A 16,488-nucleotide genomic window follows, 5' to 3' on the forward strand; every position below is an offset into this window, starting at 1 on the left:
TCAGGTCATCGAGATCGAAGGTTCTCGCTAAACACGGACTTGCGCCCCGTCCGCGCTCGCCTGATTGTTCCGTCGACCGCGTTGCCGTGGAGGTCGATGTCACGGGGGTAGGCCTCTTGTCGCTGCGCGACCCCGGTTGTTCCGACCGGTGCTACCCTTGATCCGTCACTTCCAGCACCGATTTCGCCCCTTGAGCCAACGGGATTCGGGACAGATTCTCAACATCCGTTGACGAGCCAAAGACACAATCGAGCGAAGACTTCTTGATTTTTCGTGATGAGGTTCGCTCGCTTGCGCTTCGGGCTCGCGCCGGCTCGCTGGGGAAAGCGGCGTCAGAAGCCCTCGGCGGGGCGGACGGAGAGGGTGAGTTCCTGGCCGTCGCGGAGGACGACGACCGGCACCGCCTGGCCCGGGGTGACGGTCGAGGCGGCGGCGTAGGTATCGGCGACCGAGGAGGTCCATCGGCCGTCGAGCGTCGTGAGGACGTCGCCGGGCTTGAGGCCGGCGACGGCGGCGGGGGAGTCGTCGAGGACGGCCCGGACGCGGACGCCGGGGGAGGACAGGGCGTCCTCGGGCTCGGCGACGTCGACGCCCCAGAGGCCGGAGGGGGCGAGCACGCGGTGCTTGGCCACGCGAGGGCCCGCCAGGCGGTCGGGGAGGTCCTTCATGAGGTTGCGGACCTTCGTGTCGACCGGCTCGAACGTCATCGTCTTGGCCTGGTAGTCGATCGTCGTCCGGAACCGGGCGAAGAACGTGTACCCCATGATCCCATCGAGCGGGCGTCCGAGCATCTGGCTCATCACCTTCAGGAGCGGGTGGTCGAGCACGATGATCGGGACGTTCTTGGCCGTGAGGTCGCCGACCTTGATCGACTCGGCCTCCGACTCCCCTCGGATCGAGAACAGGAACGAGCGCGGGGCGTCTTCCTTGATCGTGCCCGAGGCCACCGCCGCGCTGTTGCTCAGCAGGGTGATCGGGGCACCCACGTCAAAGATCAGGGCAAACGGGCCTTTGCCGTTGATCCGGGCGCGGACGACCATATGGTTCGTCGCGAGCATCTCGAAGGGGACGACCCCCTTGGACTCGGCGGCCGGGGGGTCGTCGGCCGGGGCCGGCGTCGGGCCGGGGCCGATCGCGAGGAGCCCGGCGACCAGGAGGACAAGGACGGCCCGGCGTCGGGCGAGGAAGGCGAGGTCGTGGATCGAAGTCCGCATCAGAAGCCCTCCCCGGCGATGACGGTCAGTTCTCGAGAGCTCGCCCCGCGCCCGACGAGCAGCGGGACCCGGTCTTCGGGCTTCAAGGTGGCGACGGCTTCCCTGGCGGACTTCAGGCCGTCGACCTCGCGGCCGAGCAGGCGGACGAGGCGATCGCCGGGCTGGACGCCCGCCTTGGATGCGGGGCTGTCGGCCAGGACCCGGGCGACCCGGACCTCGCCCTGGGCTTCGGCCAGCTCGAGGCCGAGGAACCCGCGCGGGTGGAGCTGCTCCTCGGGTTGCTTGCCCACCAGGGCCGCGGCGAACTTGGCGACCGGGCCGAGCATGTTCATGGCTTGCATCTCGGCCGGCGGGGCCTCTCCCTGGGCTCGGTCCGGGACGGGCGGGTCCTTGGGCTCGTAGTCGAGCCGGGTCCAGGTCATCCGGTCCCGGCTCGGGTCGAGCTCGAGGCGGAACCGGGCCAGGATCGTGAACCCGAGGATGCCGTCGATCGACGCGCCCGGCAAGCCCAGGGCGTTCATGCCGATGAGCTGGAACGGGTCCTCGACGCGGCCTTTGATGCGATCGAGGTGGGCCCCGCCTTCGAAGTCGAGGCGGTCGACCTTGGTCCAGAAGCTATCCTTCGCGGCGACGAGGCCGACCCTCTTCGCCGTCTCGGTCGAGACGTAAAGGGCCGGGGCCCCGGTGTCGACCAGGAAGTTGAACGGCCCCTTGCCGTTGACCCGCACCCTGACCAAAAAATGGTTCGTGTCGGTGAGCCGGTAAGGGACTCGGTACGACTTGCCGATCTCCGGATCCCGGCCCGGCCCGGGGGCCGGCGCCATCGCCGACAGGGCCAGAATTAGGCCGAGCCGCCAGGGTCTTCGATTCATGGGTGCGCTTCGCCTTCGGTGTCCGAGTCATTCTATTGCGATCGCGGTCCGCTGCTTTTTCAGTCTACGCCGAAGCCGGCCGGCCGGAAACCGTGCCCGACCGGGGTTTTCGACCTTTCCGGAAGTCGGGATGAATCGGCGTTGGAGGTTTGCGGACCCTCGAGCGGCGCGGTAACTTCGTCTTCCAAGGCCGAACGAGGAGTGCGATCGGGTCACGGGTGTCGCACGGGTCAATGTTCGGGCGCGATCTCTCCTCCTGGTGACCGCCAACACTCAGCGAGCGTCCTCCCATGTCGACCTCCCCGACGAACGCGCTGGATCGGGCCCGAATGAAGGCCTACCGCCGGCTCCTCCCCCTGCTCTTCCTCTGCTACGTCATCGCATATGTCGACCGCAACAACGTGGCGATCGCTTTCGACACGATGAAGCAAGACATCCCGAACTTCAACGAGGACGTGCTCGGGACCGGGTTCGGGGTCTTCTTCCTCGGCTACTTCCTGCTGGAGATCCCGGGGACGCTGCTCGTCGAGAAGTGGAGCGCGCGGAAGTGGATCTGCCGGATCATGGTCACCTGGGGGATCATGGCGGCGCTGACCGCTCTGGTCACCAAGCCCTGGCACTTCTACACCGCACGATTCTTCCTCGGCCTGGCCGAGGCGGGTTTCTTCCCCGGTGTCATCGTCTACTTGACACACTGGTTCCCGAGCCGAGACCGGGCCCGGGCCCTCTCCTGGTTCCTGATCGGCACGCCGATCGCGCAGGTCGCCAGCCCCCTGCTCTCGTACCCGCTGCTGAAGATCGGCTCCAGCGAGACGATCGAGGGCGTCACGGTCCACTACCCCGAGTTCCTCGGCCTGGAGGGCTGGCAGTGGGTCTACATCGCCTGGGGCATCCCGGCGGTCGTGCTCGGGCTAATCGTCCTCGCTTTCCTCACCGACCATCCCCGGCAAGCGAACTGGCTCTCCCCCGAAGAGCGCGAGGCGCTGGCCGACGAGCTCGAGCGCGAGAAGGCCTTGCACAAGTCGACCGGCGCGCACATGAGCTGGGCCGAGGCGTTGCGGCACCCGAAGGTGATGATCCTGGCGGCCGCCTACTTCTTCATCGTGACGGGCAATTACGGCATCGAGTCGTTCCTGCCGACGATCCTGAAGGACTGGTACAAGCTGAGCAAGGACCAGTTGCAGTACCTCCTCCTGTTCCCCGCGCTCGGCTCGCTGATCGGCCAGCGATTCGTCGGCTGGAATTCGGACCGCACCAGCGAGCGGAGGATGCACGCCGCGGTGCCGATCTACATCGGGGCCGCGGCCCTGGTTTGCACGCTGGGCCAGCATCCGCTGCCGCTCATGATCGTGCTCTTCACGGTGGCGGCCACGGGCTTGAAAGCCTACCTGCCGGCCTTCTGGACGCTACCCAACCTCTTCCTGACCGAGGCCGCCGCCGCCGGGAGCATCGGGCTGATCAACTCGGTGGGCAACCTCGGCGGATTCGTCGGCCCCAAGGTCCTCGGCTGGGTCAAGACGCAGACCGGGTCGTTCACGCCCGGCATCATCTTCCTTTGCGTGTCGATGACCATCTCGGCCACGATCATCATCTCGCTCGGTCTCGGTCGGCGCGAGAGTGCCGGAGACCTCGACCCCAAGCCGATGGCCGGGGCCGTGCCGAGCCTCCAGGACTGACGTGATGCGTCCCATCCGAGGGGCCCGGCGAACGTTCAATTCACCGCCGGGTTCTCGGGGGCGTTCTTGAGGCCGAGGAGCTTCGAGAGCTGCGCGGCGTTGATCGCCTTGATGACGACGTCCCAGAGGTCGGCCTCGCCTTCCCAGAAGACGTGACGCGGGGAGGCGGGCAGCGTCAGCCACGAATCCTCCTCGAACTCGCCCTCGAGCTGGCCGGGGCCCCAGCCGGCGTAATTCGCGAGGATCAGCGAAGGCTCGGTCTTGTTGCGGAGGATCTCGCGGATCTTGTCCGAGTCGACGGTGTTATAAACGCCCGGCAGGATCTCCTGGTCGGAGAGCCCTTCCTCGGCGTGGACGAGCATCAAAGGGCCGGGCACGGGGCCGCCCAGGCTCACGGCCTTATCCCACTCGAACGGCTCGTCGAAGATCCGCTCCGCGATGTCCGAGACCGTCGCGTCGGTCGGCCGGTTCAGGATGACGCCCGCCGCCCCTTCCTCGGTGTGCTCGAGCATCAGCAGCACCGTCTTCGTGAAGACCGGCGTGATCAGCTTCGGGCTGGCGACCAGGAGATGGCCTTTCAAAGATTCCATGGGCGGGTCGCCAAGCTCGAGGGCCGGTAGCCAGAGGGTTTAAGACGGCGCGGGTGCTCGACCGCCGAGTATAACCGGTCCCTCAGGCCGAAGGCCACCTCCTCGACACGCGTTGTCATGAAGCCACGGTTCGGGCGCGCCTCGCGCGTTTCATTCAAGACATCCTCCTATTTAATTTCGACCAATCGACGAAAAATCGTGAGCGGGGCCCTTGATCCTCACGCGACGTGAGGCCGTACCTTTCCCGAGGGCCCTTCGCCGGCGCCTCGGCCCGGGACGTCGCGGGCGAGTGAACGATCGGGAGGGACTTCGAGGTAAACGATCATGCGGCCTCCGCCCTGGAAGGTCGGCGAGCTGGCCAGGCGTTCGGGCCTGACCGTGCGGACCTTGCATTACTACGACGAGATCGGCCTGCTCGTGCCGTCGCACCACACCGAGTCGGGCCACCGCCTCTACGCCGCTCGCGACGTCGAGCGACTCCAGCAGGTCGCGTCGCTGCGAGGGCTGGGCTTCAGCCTGGAGCAGGTCCGCGAGGCGCTGACCGACCCCGAATTCTCACCGGCCCGGGTGATCGGGCTGCACGTCGCCCGGCTCGACGAGCAGATCGAGCACCTCGGGCGTCTGAAGCGACGCCTGGAGGCGCTCGAGGGGATGCTGGCGCGGGCGGGGGAGGCCCCCGTCGACGAATTCCTCAACGTGATCAAGGAGATGACCATGTTCGAAACGTATTATACCGAAGAGCAGTTGGAAATGCTCCGGCGGCGTGCCCAGGCCGTCGGCCCGGAGCGGATCCGCGAGGTCGAGCAGGCCGCCTGGCCCGAATTGATCGCCCAGGTCCGGGCCGAGATGGACAAGGGGACCGACCCGACCAGCCCGACGGTCCGGTCGCTCGCCGGGCGCTGGAAGGCCCTCGTCGATGAGTTCACCGGCGGCGACCCCGGCATTGCGCGATCGCTCCAGACGATGTATCAGGACGAGTCGACCATCCACGGCATGGACATGGCTCCCATGCGTGAGATGATAGAGTACATCGGCCAGGCGCTGGCCACGCCGAAGCACGACGCCTGAGCCTCCCAATCTCCGGGAAGGGACGATGACCACGGACGCCATCAAGACCGAGCAAGGACGACGCCCCTTCCCGACGCTCAAGGCCCTCATCGGCCTCGGCGTGCTCGCCATCCTCGCCATCCTCGGCGGGATCGCCTACGTCCCGTTCCGCGTCGAGGCGATCGCCCGGGCCGCCGAGGCCGAGGCCGACCGCCTCGACCCCGGCTGGAGGCTCCGCGAGCTCGAGGCCCGTCGCGAAGTCATTCCCCATGAAAGCAACGGGGCCCTTGTCGTCATCGAGGTCCTCGACGCGCTCCCCGACGACTGGAAGACGACCCCGCCGAAACCCGAAGGGCCCCCCGACTGGTCGCAGCTCCAGGGCTTGGCCCTCTACGACGCGATCCCCATCGATCCCCCCAACGTCCTCCTCAACGAGGAGCAGGCCGACGCCGTCCGGGCCGAGTCCGACCGCATCGCCGAGGCCCTGGACCTGGCCAGGGAGCTCGTCCACTATCCGAAGGGTCGCAACGAGTTCGACTTGAAGCCGAACCCCCTGGAAACGCCCCTGCCCCACGCCCAGAACGGCCGCAACGTGGCCCGGCTCCTCGACTTCGATGTGACTGCGCGAGTCCAAGACGGGGATGCCGACGGCGCCCTCGAATCCTGCCACGCCCTGCTCAACGTCGGCCGGTCGCTCGGCGACGAGCCGTTCAGCATCTCTCAACTCGTCCGAATTGCGGAGAGTTTCTTCGCCACGCGTGCCGTGATGCGGACCTTGGCCCGAGGAGAGCCATCCGAAGAGGCACTGGCGATCATGCAGGGCTCGCTCACCGATGAGTTCAACGAACCCATCCTGCTCCATGGCTTGCGAGGGGAGAGGGCTGTCTTCTATGAACTCTTCAGCAAGCTCGATCGCGGAGAACTCACACTCGGCCAGTTGGCTGGCGGGCCCTGGTCACCCTCGGTCATCACCCACCGCGGCCACCTCATGTATCGCTACAACCAAGGCATATGCCTGAACTTCATGAACCGGGCTATCGCGATCGGCAAGAAGCCCGTTCACGAACAGCCCCCGCTCTGGGCGCAGTGGCGGGCCGACACGTCTCCCAAGACCAAGAGCCAAATCGACAAGCTCAGCGGCATGTTGGCCTATCTCATGATCCCAGCGATGGACGCATTCGCCCATGCTCAGGACCGACGGCGAGCCAGCCTAGGCGCCTGCGTCGTCACGATCGCAGCCGAACGCTACCGCCGAGCCCGAGGCCGATGGCCCGAGTCCATCGAGTCGATCGAAGAAGCCCTCTCGATCACCCTCCCCCAGGACCCCTGCGCCCCCCGCCCTTTCCACCTGAAGCGGACCGTCGACGGCCTCCTCGTCTACTCCGTCGGACCGGACGGCCTCGACGACGGCGGAAACCTCACCATCCCCAAGAGTTTCGACGCGAAGAACTACGACATCGGCTTCCGCCTCTGGGACGTCCCCCAGCGGCGACGCCTCCCTTGACGCCACGGCCCGCGATCCCTCCTCCCAGGTCCGGAGGAGCGACAAAATGTCGCCTGGCAGCGCATGCCCCAGGCTTGGAGACAAAGCTTACCTATCAATTGTCTCGATATGTTTATATCTATTATACGGCCGACCTTGAGGGGTACGGACGTCACGGACGCGGGGCTCGATCACCTCGCCGGATTGAAGGACCTATTGGCCCTGGACCTCAGCGACACCCGTATGAGTGACGCGGGCCTCGCCAAGCTCGCCGGCCTCGCAAAATTGAAACAGCTCTTCCTCCAGAAAACCTCCGTGGCTGATACGGCCGTCGAGGCCTTGCAGAAGGCCTTGCCCGGATTGCAGGCCGTCCGCTGAGGTCGAGCGTTCCGCCAAGGGCGGTGATTATCTCGATCGGAAGAACGCGATGGAGCGGCGGATCGACTCGGGCACGGACGAGGCGTGGTCGCCCGGCACCTCGACCGCCTCGGCGTCGATCCCGTGTTGCTTCGCCAGCAGGGCCGTCCGCATGGAGCTGGCCTGGACCCAATACTCCTCGTCGCCGAAATAGAGCCGGACCGGGCACCGGAAGCTCGAAGCGAAGGCGACCGGCGAGCGGAGCCGGAACTCCTGGAATTCGGACGCATCGAAGGGGACGAGGCTGGCCCGACCGCGTAGGTAGTCCACCTGGTCGGGGGAGCCCGAAAACGAGGCGGCGGCCCGGAACCGGACGCTCGGGAGCATCGCCGCGAGCATCGTCAGCGTCCCGCCCACGCTGTGACCGGCGAGGTAGAGACGATCGGCGTCGACGTAGGACAGGGCCGAGAGGGCTCGGGCCGCGGCGAGGATGTCCTCGACCTCGTCGTAGAAGAGGGTGAAGTCCCCCTCTTGGCCGTTCTCGCCGCGGAGGGCGGGCATCATGACCGCGAACCCGGCGTCGCGAAACGGCCGAGCCATCTCCCAGTGTGCCTCGCCAAGTCCAAACCCGCCGTGCAGGAAGAGCACCGCCGGCCGTCTCCGGCGATCGCCGGGGTCGGGCGTTGCAAAGGCCTTCAACCTTAACGGACCCGAGACATATTCAATCGCGATTGCCCCGCTCGGCGTCCGCAGTGTCCCTTCGGATCCCGGCGAAGGTCCCCGGCGTAGGAGCCTGGTCTTGAACCCGGCCCGCGCCTCGGCATAAACTTCCCCCGAGATCCCAAGTCCCCTCGTCCCGGCCGGGACCGGCGTCGTCGAGGGCGGAGGCCCGGCGCCACGGTCGCCGTACCCCGCCAGGAGCATCAGGATCAAGGTCATCCAGGATTGATGTCTCATCATCCGATAGCATAGTCATGACTGACGAGGCCCGCGACCGCGTGCCTCCTCGATTGGCTCGCGGTCGCGAGGTCGCGTGTCGAGGCGAGATCCACCCGAGACGGCCTCTCGCGGACGAGTTCGCCGATCGTGCATGATGACGCTCGCAGACTCTTATGTCGAAGCCGAGCACCTTGATCAACGACTCCCCCCACCCTTCCGCCCGAGGCCCGCGTCGTTTGGGAGAGGGTGAATTTCGGAACCCGCTGTCATCCCCGGAATTCCACGTGACCACGAACCATCCCAAGACGACCCGACGATCCTTTCCCGTCCTCAAGACCCTCATCGGCCTCGGCGTATTCGCCACCCTCTGTCTCGTCGGCGCGGTCCTGGCGATCCCCTACTATGTCTCCGAAACCGTCCGCGAAGCCGAGGCCGAGGCCGATCGCCTCGATCCCGGCTGGAGGTGGGAGGAGATCGAGGCCCGCCGCGAGGTCCTCAGCGACGAGACCAACAGCGCCAATCTCGTCGCCGAGATCATCGACGTCCTCCCCGACGAATGGACGAACCAGCCTCCCAAGAAACCGGAAGGCTCGCCCGATTGGTCGCAGCTCCGGGGCCTGGCACTCCGAGACGCGATCCCCATCGATCGCCCCAACACCCTGCTCACCGACGAGCAGGCCGACGCCGTTGGCGCCGAGCTCGAGCGGGTCGACGACGCCGTATCCCTGGCCAGAGAATTGATCGACCACCCGAAGGGGCGTAACGATTTCACGCTGCAGCCAAACCCGTTCGATACGCTCCTGCCCCACGCCGAGTCGGTCCGCCACGTGGCTCGACTGCTCGACCTCGACGTGACCGCCCTGGCGCAGGACGGTGACGCCGACGGTGCACTCCAATCCTGCCACGCCCTGCTCAATGCCGGCCGATCCCTCGGCGACGAACCCATTGCCATCAGCCAACTCGTGCGATTGTCGATCGAACGGCTCACGACCAATGCCGTCGAACGCGTCCTGGCTCGAGGCGAGCCGAGTGACCAGGCCTTGGCCGACATGCAGACGGCCCTCTCCGCCGAGGCCCTCGAGCCCCTCAGTCTCCATGCATGCCGGGGGGAGCGAGCCACGCTGTACATCCTCTTCCACAACCTCGACCTCGGGGTGATCTCCCTCGACGACCGGGGGAGTCCAGCCGAACCCACCGAGTCCTTCCTATCGAACGCAGCTGATCTTTCGAAACGGCCAGGGAATCAGCCTCCGCATCCTCACCGAGGCGGTGGAGATCGCCAAGAAACCCTTGCACGAGCAACGTCCCCTTTGGGAGCGTTGGCAGCGTAGCCTCTCCGTCGCATCCGCCCGGAGCAAGCAGAAGTTCTCCTGGTTCACCGATCAGCCCGCATACTTGCTCATCCCCGCGCTACGGACCGTCGTGGATTCTCATGCGAATCTGTGAGCAGTTATGGGCATCTCCGTCGTGATGCTCGCGGCCGAATGCTATCGCTTAGCCCAAGGACGATGGCCCGAGTCGATCCCGCAAATCGAGGAAGCCCTCTCGGTCAAACTCCCGCTCGACCCGTTCATCCCCGCCCCATTCCGGCTGAAGCGCACCGACGACGGCCTCATCATCTACTCCGTCGGCCCAGACCTCCGCGACAACGGCGGGAACCTGAACAACCACAAGCCCAACCTGCTCGACATCGACTTCGGCTACCGACTGTGGGACGTCGATCACCGGAGACGCCTCCCTTGAGGCCGAGTGGCTCAATCACCGAAGATAGCTCCTCACGCCGCTATATTTGAACGCCTCGCGAGATTCCTGTCATGAGCGAATATCAATATTACGAGTTCCGCACGATCGATCGGCCCCTCAACCGGGAAGAGATGGATGACCTGCGCGACCTCTCGACGCGGGCCGAGATCACCCCGACGAGCTTCACGAACACGTATCAATGGGGCGACTTCAAGGGCAACCCCGTTGCCCTCATGCATGACTACTTCGACGCGTTCGTCTACTTCGCCAATTGGGGTACTCGCAGGGTGATGTTCCGCATTCCCAAACGACTCTTCGACGAGGAGGCGGCCTCGGCCTACTGCGACAAAGAGCACCTGCGTTTCGAAGCCAGGAGAGAGAACGTCGTCCTCGAATTCTCGTCCGAAGACGAGTCGGGCGACGACTGGTTCGAGGGCGAGGAGGAGTTGCTGTCCTCGCTGATCCCCCTCCGGGCAGACATCCTCCGGGGCGACTATCGGGCCCTCTACCTGGGCTGGCTCGCAACGCTCTCGGCAAACGGCTGGCGGGAGGAAAGCGACGTCGACGAGGACGACGATCAGGAAGAGCCCCCCGTCCCTCCCGGCCTGGGCAATCTCTCGGCGCCCCTCCGAGCGTTGGCGGACTTTTTGCGGATCGATGGTGCGTTGATCGAGGCCGCGGCGGCCGGCAGCCAAGGCAAGCCTCCGGCCGCGCCCTCACGAGACGAATTGGCCAGGTGGATCAAGGCACTCCCCGTCGCCGACAAAGACCAATACCTGCTCCGCGCCCTCATCGACGAGGCCGGGCCCTTGCTCCATGCCGAGTTGTGGAAACGATACCACGAGGCGACCGCCCCCCGAGGCAAGCGAACCGCGAAGGCCGCCGCAGGAGGCCGGACCATCCGGCAACTGCTCAAAGCCCGCGACACAATCGCCGAACAGAAGGCCCGCGAGGCCGCCGAGCTCGCCACCAAGGAGAAGGCGGAGCGCACCCGCAAGAAAGCGGAGGAGCGGGCCAAGTACCTCGACGGCCTGGCCCGTCGCGAGGCCGAGGCCTGGCGCGAGGTCGACGACCTGATCGCCACGAAGCAGCCCAAGGGCTACGATCAGGCCGTCGACCTGCTCGTCGCGCTCCACGAGCTCGCCGAGCGAGCGGGCCGCACCGCCAAGGCCGACGCCCGCATCCTCGAGCTCCGCCAGGAACACGCCAAGAAACCCAGCCTGCTCAAGCGATTCAACATGCACGACCTCGGGAAATGAGGCTCTGTTTCAGGACCCGGACCCATCCCGAGTCACACGCCTCGGGGACGATCTCCGGCGAGATTCGCGGGAGCGCACCATGAGATCCACCATCCTGCGACCTCGGCCCCACGGAGCAAGACCGAGGCCCGGGATCCCTGTCACTCTTCCGCCCGGATCCCCCGGATGGCGATCGGCCCCCCCTCGGTCGCCAGCTCGAAAGAGATCCGCATACCCGGCTTCAGGTCGGCGATTCCGCCCTCGACGACTCGAGACTTGCCTCGGCTGATCAAGATCTTGGCGTCGTCGGCCAACCGGAGCTCCTCCCGGAGGCCGAGCCGATCCGAGGCACCGACACCGACCGTGACGACCCTCCTGGCCGCATCCACGGCCTTCAGGAAGAAGTAAGCATTCTGCGATTTCGCCTCGATCTTCGTGATCGTCGTCCCGTCCTCCGAGAGCCAGAGGATCGCCTGCAACCCGTACGTCTCCTTGTCGATCGCGAGGTTCGCGAGCGTCCCCGGCTTCCCTTCGATCAGGATCTCCGCATCCTTGGCGACGGGGAGGTCGCGGATCGACAGGTGGAGCCCGGTCCGGAGGCTCGACTTGGCGAACTCGTCGTTGGCCAACGAATTCCACGTCCACCGCGTCAGTGCGCTGACGCGACGTCTGTCGACGTCCACCGCGGTCAGGGCCCAATCCATCCCCTGGATCAGCGATTTCGCCCCCGCTCCTCGAACGTCTCGATCTTTCCGGGGGGGAGGTGCCTGCGAGGCATCACCGACCTCGGCCGCCCGCGTCGTCCTGCGGGCCTCCGCCACCTGGGCCGCCGCCCCGACGCCGAGGGCCGCCGCGACCAACAGCCACGACCCGACCCGAATCTTTGTCATCAGCATCTCTTTCAACACTCCTTCCGCCAGCGAAACGGCCGAGGCCGAGGCCAACCCCGGCGCCGAGCCCGCCGCGGACACGCCCGCGGCCCGGATGGTCCCGCCGACGAGCGCGTCGGCCACGGAAGCCGAAGCCTCGTGCCGGGATGACAGGGATGCGAGCAAGGCCCCGGCCGAGGGGGCCACGCCCCGACGGGTCAGCCGCTTGGCGAGCATCCCCCTGCCCCTCGAGAGCCGTCCCGAGAGCGTGCCGACGGGCCAGCCAAGCTGGTCGGCGGCGGCCTGGTGCCCCTTGCCCTCGAGGTGGCAGAGGATGATCGGGATCCGGTAACGGGACGGCAGGCGGTCGATCTCCTGGCCGAGCACCTCGCGCAGGTCCGCCTCATCGGGCCGGGGCGACGCCTCGACCTCGGGCAGCACCCCCACCGGCCTCTCCCTCGCCCCCCGTCGAAGCGCCACGCCCCTGGCCCTCGTCGCGACCCGCCGGGCCACCCCGTAAAGCCAGTTCGGGAGCTGTTCTCGGGGAAAGACCGTCGCCGCCTTGCGGGCGAGCACGATGAACGTCGCCTGAAAGGCATCCTCCGCGTCATTCGGCTCCCCGAGGACGCGACGGCAGACCCCCATGACCATCGGCCCGTGCCTCCGCACGAGCCCCTCGAACGCCACGTCATCGCCCCTGACGACGAATCGCTCGAGCAGTTGGCCGTCCGACAAAGTACCCACCGCCCCCGCCTCGAAGAGCGTCCGCAAGTCGCCCGACGATGCCCCAAGCCCAGGCCCCGACATGCTCATCCGCCACCCCTCGCCGAACCGGGTCGCCCCCGCCTCCATACCTACATTGCACGCCCAGCCCCGGTTTCATACGCGAATTCTTCAAGCCATCGCCCGGAAATCGCCAACGAGCGGGACGTGACGGGCACTTCGGTAAGAATCGCGCAAGGGTTGTCTCGGAACATCACCGATGCCCCAAACGGCCCTTACCCGGCGAAACGGTCTCGCATGTAGCGAATAGGGGAGACCGCGTATCGGACCGCCTGTTAAGCTACATTGATGGTTCTGAGGAGGGAAAGCGATGGCGGGAAAGTGGCACGGCCATCGCGCATAAATGTGAGACCTGTAAGGTTTATGAGGCCTGGCGCGATGCGCCTCGGCTCGATATCCTGGATTCGGTCAATGAGCTTGGGTCGCTGCGACTCCCATCTTGGCTAGGCCTAAAACAAGCGTACCCGGCACGATGACATAGGGATGACAGCGATCTGCGCCCTATAAAACAAGGCATGCCACGAAACTATGGAAATCGAAGAGGCGCTCACTCGAAAACGCACACGCTCGCGCAAGTGCCGTTGCCAAAACCCCTTAAATCCAAGTTGGAGGGGCGTGAGAGGGTTTTCGATACGCTTGGTTTAGGGCTAGGGCGTCCCAATCCCACCGAACTCAGGACGTTTCCCGTGCCAAAGCTCGTCGATGTCGGCTCCATCGGCTCCTACTTCGAATCGCTCTCCGACCCTCGCCACACGCGCAATCGCAAACACCGACTCGCCGATATCGCCGTCATCGCGATCTGTGGGATCATCTGCGGGTGCGATGGCCCCACCGCTATCCACCGATGGGCCAAACATCGCCAACCCTGGCTCGCCCAACACCTGGAACTCCCCAACGGCATCCCCTCGCGCGATTGTATCCGACGCTTGCTCATCGTGCTCAAGCCGGAAGCGTTCCAACGTTGTTTCCAGGCCTGGGTCGCAGAGACGATGGTGAGCGACGACGAATCTCCCGATCGACTCGTCGCCATCGACGGCAAGACCTGTCGCGGGTCCAGGGTCGCGTCCAAGGACCTGGGGGCGCTCCACATCGTCAGCGCCTGGGCCAGGGAAGAAGGGATCGCGCTGGGGCAGGTCGCGACCGATGCCAAGTCCAACGAGATCACCGCCATCCCTCAACTCCTGAAGGCGATCGAACTGGAAGACACGATCATCACGATCGACGCGATGGGCTGCCAGAAGGATATCGTCGAACAGATCGTCAAGGGTAAGGGCGACTGCGTGATCGCGGTGAAGAACAACCAGCCGAAGCTGATGGAAGCGATCCAGACATTCTTCTGCGATCATTTGGAACGCGACCTCGCGGACCTGCGGTATCGATGCCACGAGACCCGCAACGCGGGGCATGGTCGCATCGACGAGCGTTCCTACTGCCTCACGAAGGTCCCGCGTGATTTCGCGGTCGGGAAGGACTGGCCCTGGGTGAAGGCCATCGGTTATACGCTGAGGATCACGGAGCATGCCGATGGGACAACTTCGGACGAGGTGCGTTACTATATCAGCAGCCGGTATCTCAGCGGTAAGCGATTCGGCGAAGCGGTCCGTAGCCATTGGGGGATCGATTCGATGCACTGGGTGCTAGATGTGAACTTCCGAGAAGACGCCAGCCAGACCAAGGAACGGACGTTGGGGATTGTCTCAAAATAACTTTGTCAAATTCCGCAAATTCAGTATACTGGTGTAATGGTCGATCCTGAACTGATTGCCGACATTCGTCAGAAATATGAAGCCCTGGAGCCCATCATGGACGAAAGGATGCGGCGCTGGTGGGCTGCCACTGAAGCCTCGAGTATTGGATGGGGTGGAATCACCGCTGTAGCTCAAGCGACAGGGCTGTCTCGACCTACGATCCAATCAGGCTTGGCGGAACTTGAAGTCTCTCCCAAGCCGCTGTCCAATCCAACACTCGCCAAAGGGCGAATCCGTCGCCCAGGGGGCGGCCGTCATCGCCTCAAGGAAACCGACCAGACTTTGCTTGAAGATCTCGAAGCACTCGTCGAACCGACCACTTCCGGCGATCCTCAATCGCCCTTGCGATGGACCTGCAAGAGTACTCGAAATCTTGCCGAGGCACTTGTCCGTCAGGGTCATCCTGTCAGCCATCATACGGTGGCTCGACTGCTTCAGGAGATGGACTATAGTCTCCAGGTCAATCACAAGTCCCTTGAGGGGACGTCCCATCCGGATCGCAATGCCCAGTTCGAGCACATCTACCACCGTGTGCGGTTCTTCCAAGATCGTGGGCAACCGGTCGTCTCGGTGGACACAAAAAAGAAGGAATTGGTGGGAGATTTCAAGTATCCCGGTAGCGAATGGCGCCCCAACGGTCAGCCCGAAAAGGTGCGCTCCAAGGATTTCAAAGACAAACAACTTGGGAAAGTCGCTCCCTATGGCGTTTATGATTTGACGGCCAATGCCGGATGGGTCAGTGTAGGAATCGATCACGATACCGCTCGGTTCGCCACAGAGTCGGTGAGACGTTGGTGGTCCAGGATGGGTTCGAGGATTTACCCTCACGCCAAGGAACTTCTGATAACAGCCGACTCTGGCGGCAGCAATTGGAGCCGTCTGCGACTCTGGAAAGTCGCCCTCCAGGAGTTGGCGGATGACATAGGGTTAAGTCTCTCGGTATGTCATTTTCCTCCGGGTACAAGCAAATGGAACTCGATTGAACATCGCATGTTCTGCCATATCACAGAGAATTGGCGAGGTAAACCTTTGGTCAGTCGAGCGGTCATCGTGAATCTGATCGGGAATACCAAGACTCGAGCCGGCCTGCACATCAAAGCAGAGTTGGACGAAAATCACTATCCAAAAGGCATTAAAGTCACGGACAAACAGCTAGCCGGTGTGCGGATCACAAGAGATGAATTCCATGGGGAATGGAATTACACGATACAACCCAAGCCGCAAATAAATTGACAAAGTTATTTTGCGACAACTCCGACTTAAATTGGGCAACAATTTGAGCTGGCTACGTCGGTTCGCCGTGACTCTGCTCAAGTGTCATCCTGACAAGGATAGCCTCCGCGGAAAGATGATGTCCTGCATGCTAAATCCGGACCACCTTACACAAGTCCTGTCTCCGCAAGCGGTTTGACATGCGCTGGCTTTGCACCGTCATCCAACTATATCGATACACTTTTCGGAAATTACAGAAAGAAGAATAGGTGTAACGATGGAGAAATCGGAGGCCCTCGGCGAAATCGCACGAATGATTGGCAACGATTTGTCGGGAGCAAGGGAGTACTGTTCGACAATTCAGAAACTATGTCAACCATGCCCATCATTCGCCTCGATTGCCGACGCTCTTGCGTGCTTTGACCTCGAGACGGCCACGATCCAGCAGATCGCGGAGTTGGCTAGCCAGATTCACATGGGATTGATGGTTGCCGTAGACATCGAATATCCCGTCCACGCGGCCGAGGAGAGAGATCGCGACGAGAGAGAAGAGTGCGATGAGGAGGAGATTTCCCTGCCAAGCTTTACTTTCAGCCTACGTTCCGCACATCCGGCATTCAATTTCTCCGAATTTCCGGCGGTCGCCACGTCAGCGGTTATAAGCCGCCGTCATTCGCAACAGGCTCAGGAGCCTGCGCTGCAGCGGACTCAGTTCCG

15 protein-coding genes are annotated in these 16,488 nt (G+C 64.3%); 10 read left to right on the top strand and 5 right to left on the bottom strand.

The genetic code is table 11. From position 1 onward, the window contains the following. Positions 1 to 332: 332 nt before the first annotated feature. Together ACYOEI_RS39360 and ACYOEI_RS39365 are read right to left on the bottom strand one after the other, a co-directional pair. Entirely contained in the window at positions 333 to 1,214 is an 882-nt protein-coding gene (locus tag ACYOEI_RS39360) for a PDZ domain-containing protein (RefSeq protein ID WP_462856032.1), read from the bottom strand. Further along, positions 1,214 to 2,086 (bottom strand): PDZ domain-containing protein, encoded by an 873-nt coding sequence (locus ACYOEI_RS39365; RefSeq protein ID WP_462856033.1) that lies wholly within the window; start codon positions 2,084 to 2,086, stop codon positions 1,214 to 1,216. The genes ACYOEI_RS39360 and ACYOEI_RS39365 overlap by 1 nt, the downstream gene beginning before the upstream one ends. A 290-nt stretch (positions 2,087 to 2,376) precedes the next feature. Between ACYOEI_RS39365 and ACYOEI_RS39370 the strand changes: the two genes are divergently transcribed. Further along, on the top strand, positions 2,377 to 3,762 hold the full coding sequence (locus ACYOEI_RS39370) for an MFS transporter (RefSeq protein ID WP_462856035.1): 1,386 nt from the start codon (positions 2,377 to 2,379) through the stop codon (positions 3,760 to 3,762). Between the two features lie 35 nt (positions 3,763 to 3,797). Here the strand turns inward: ACYOEI_RS39370 and ACYOEI_RS39375 are convergent, their stop codons facing one another. Continuing rightward, positions 3,798 to 4,352, bottom strand: a complete 555-nt coding sequence (locus ACYOEI_RS39375; RefSeq protein WP_462856037.1) for a YqgE/AlgH family protein — start codon at positions 4,350 to 4,352, stop codon at positions 3,798 to 3,800. A 324-nt stretch (positions 4,353 to 4,676) separates the two neighbouring features. On the opposite strand from ACYOEI_RS39375, the gene ACYOEI_RS39380 reads away from it, so the two are divergent. The 3 genes from ACYOEI_RS39380 to ACYOEI_RS39390 all read left to right on the top strand — a co-directional run bounded on the left by ACYOEI_RS39380 (position 4,677) and on the right by ACYOEI_RS39390 (position 7,260). After that, positions 4,677 to 5,420, top strand: a complete 744-nt coding sequence (locus ACYOEI_RS39380) for a MerR family transcriptional regulator (RefSeq protein ID WP_462856039.1) — start codon at positions 4,677 to 4,679, stop codon at positions 5,418 to 5,420. Positions 5,421 to 5,445: 25 nt separating this feature from the next. Further along, entirely contained in the window at positions 5,446 to 6,903 is a 1,458-nt protein-coding gene (locus tag ACYOEI_RS39385) for a hypothetical protein (protein ID WP_462856040.1), read from the top strand. A gap of 222 nt (positions 6,904 to 7,125) precedes the next feature. Next, positions 7,126 to 7,260, top strand: coding sequence for a hypothetical protein (locus ACYOEI_RS39390; RefSeq protein ID WP_462856042.1), 135 nt, complete (start codon positions 7,126 to 7,128; stop codon positions 7,258 to 7,260). 27 nt (positions 7,261 to 7,287) lie between these two features. Here the strand turns inward: ACYOEI_RS39390 and ACYOEI_RS39395 are convergent, their stop codons facing one another. Beyond that, positions 7,288 to 8,199, bottom strand: a complete 912-nt coding sequence (locus ACYOEI_RS39395) for an alpha/beta hydrolase family protein (RefSeq protein ID WP_462856043.1) — start codon at positions 8,197 to 8,199, stop codon at positions 7,288 to 7,290. Between the two features lie 263 nt (positions 8,200 to 8,462). On the opposite strand from ACYOEI_RS39395, the gene ACYOEI_RS39400 reads away from it, so the two are divergent. From ACYOEI_RS39400 to ACYOEI_RS39410, 3 genes are all read left to right on the top strand, one after another. Further along, positions 8,463 to 9,509, top strand: coding sequence for a hypothetical protein (locus tag ACYOEI_RS39400; protein WP_462856044.1), 1,047 nt, complete (start codon positions 8,463 to 8,465; stop codon positions 9,507 to 9,509). Between the two features lie 121 nt (positions 9,510 to 9,630). Further along, positions 9,631 to 9,921, top strand: a complete 291-nt coding sequence (locus ACYOEI_RS39405; protein ID WP_462856045.1) for a hypothetical protein — start codon at positions 9,631 to 9,633, stop codon at positions 9,919 to 9,921. A 71-nt stretch (positions 9,922 to 9,992) separates the two neighbouring features. Continuing rightward, positions 9,993 to 11,180 carry a hypothetical protein gene (locus ACYOEI_RS39410; protein ID WP_462856046.1) on the top strand — a complete coding sequence of 396 codons (1,188 nt, stop codon included), beginning with the start codon at positions 9,993 to 9,995 and terminating at the stop codon, positions 11,178 to 11,180. A 140-nt stretch (positions 11,181 to 11,320) separates the two neighbouring features. Here ACYOEI_RS39410 and ACYOEI_RS39415 read toward each other — a convergent pair whose 3' ends face one another. Next, entirely contained in the window at positions 11,321 to 12,841 is a 1,521-nt protein-coding gene (locus ACYOEI_RS39415) for an RNA polymerase sigma factor (RefSeq protein WP_462856048.1), read from the bottom strand. A 656-nt stretch (positions 12,842 to 13,497) separates the two neighbouring features. Here ACYOEI_RS39415 and ACYOEI_RS39420 point away from each other — a divergent pair. From ACYOEI_RS39420 to ACYOEI_RS39430, 3 genes are all read left to right on the top strand, one after another. Beyond that, entirely contained in the window at positions 13,498 to 14,517 is a 1,020-nt protein-coding gene (locus ACYOEI_RS39420; RefSeq protein WP_462856050.1) for an ISAs1 family transposase, read from the top strand. A 36-nt stretch (positions 14,518 to 14,553) separates the two neighbouring features. Then, entirely contained in the window at positions 14,554 to 15,792 is a 1,239-nt protein-coding gene (locus ACYOEI_RS39425) for an ISAzo13 family transposase (RefSeq protein ID WP_462856052.1), read from the top strand. A gap of 256 nt (positions 15,793 to 16,048) precedes the next feature. Next, positions 16,049 to 16,488 (top strand): hypothetical protein (locus ACYOEI_RS39430; protein WP_462856053.1); only part of this gene is annotated, 440 nt, incomplete at its 3' end.

This window comes from Singulisphaera rosea, assembly GCF_054877945.1.

Excerpts from the sequence above, each read along its gene's own strand:
- ACYOEI_RS39360 (WP_462856032.1), bottom strand. The coding sequence starts at position 1,214 with ATGCGGACTTCGATCCACGACCTCGCCTTCCTCGCCCGACGCCGGGCC.
- ACYOEI_RS39390 (WP_462856042.1), top strand. The coding sequence starts at position 7,126 with ATGAGTGACGCGGGCCTCGCCAAGCTCGCCGGCCTCGCAAAATTGAAA.
- ACYOEI_RS39385 (WP_462856040.1), top strand. The coding sequence starts at position 5,446 with ATGACCACGGACGCCATCAAGACCGAGCAAGGACGACGCCCCTTCCCG.
- ACYOEI_RS39380 (WP_462856039.1), top strand. The coding sequence starts at position 4,677 with ATGCGGCCTCCGCCCTGGAAGGTCGGCGAGCTGGCCAGGCGTTCGGGC.
- ACYOEI_RS39415 (WP_462856048.1), bottom strand. The coding sequence starts at position 12,841 with ATGAGCATGTCGGGGCCTGGGCTTGGGGCATCGTCGGGCGACTTGCGG.
- ACYOEI_RS39410 (WP_462856046.1), top strand. The coding sequence starts at position 9,993 with ATGAGCGAATATCAATATTACGAGTTCCGCACGATCGATCGGCCCCTC.
- ACYOEI_RS39365 (WP_462856033.1), bottom strand. The coding sequence starts at position 2,086 with ATGAATCGAAGACCCTGGCGGCTCGGCCTAATTCTGGCCCTGTCGGCG.
- ACYOEI_RS39425 (WP_462856052.1), top strand. The coding sequence starts at position 14,554 with ATGGTCGATCCTGAACTGATTGCCGACATTCGTCAGAAATATGAAGCC.
- ACYOEI_RS39395 (WP_462856043.1), bottom strand. The coding sequence starts at position 8,199 with ATGATGAGACATCAATCCTGGATGACCTTGATCCTGATGCTCCTGGCG.
- ACYOEI_RS39405 (WP_462856045.1), top strand. The coding sequence starts at position 9,631 with ATGGGCATCTCCGTCGTGATGCTCGCGGCCGAATGCTATCGCTTAGCC.
- ACYOEI_RS39370 (WP_462856035.1), top strand. The coding sequence starts at position 2,377 with ATGTCGACCTCCCCGACGAACGCGCTGGATCGGGCCCGAATGAAGGCC.
- ACYOEI_RS39375 (WP_462856037.1), bottom strand. The coding sequence starts at position 4,352 with ATGGAATCTTTGAAAGGCCATCTCCTGGTCGCCAGCCCGAAGCTGATC.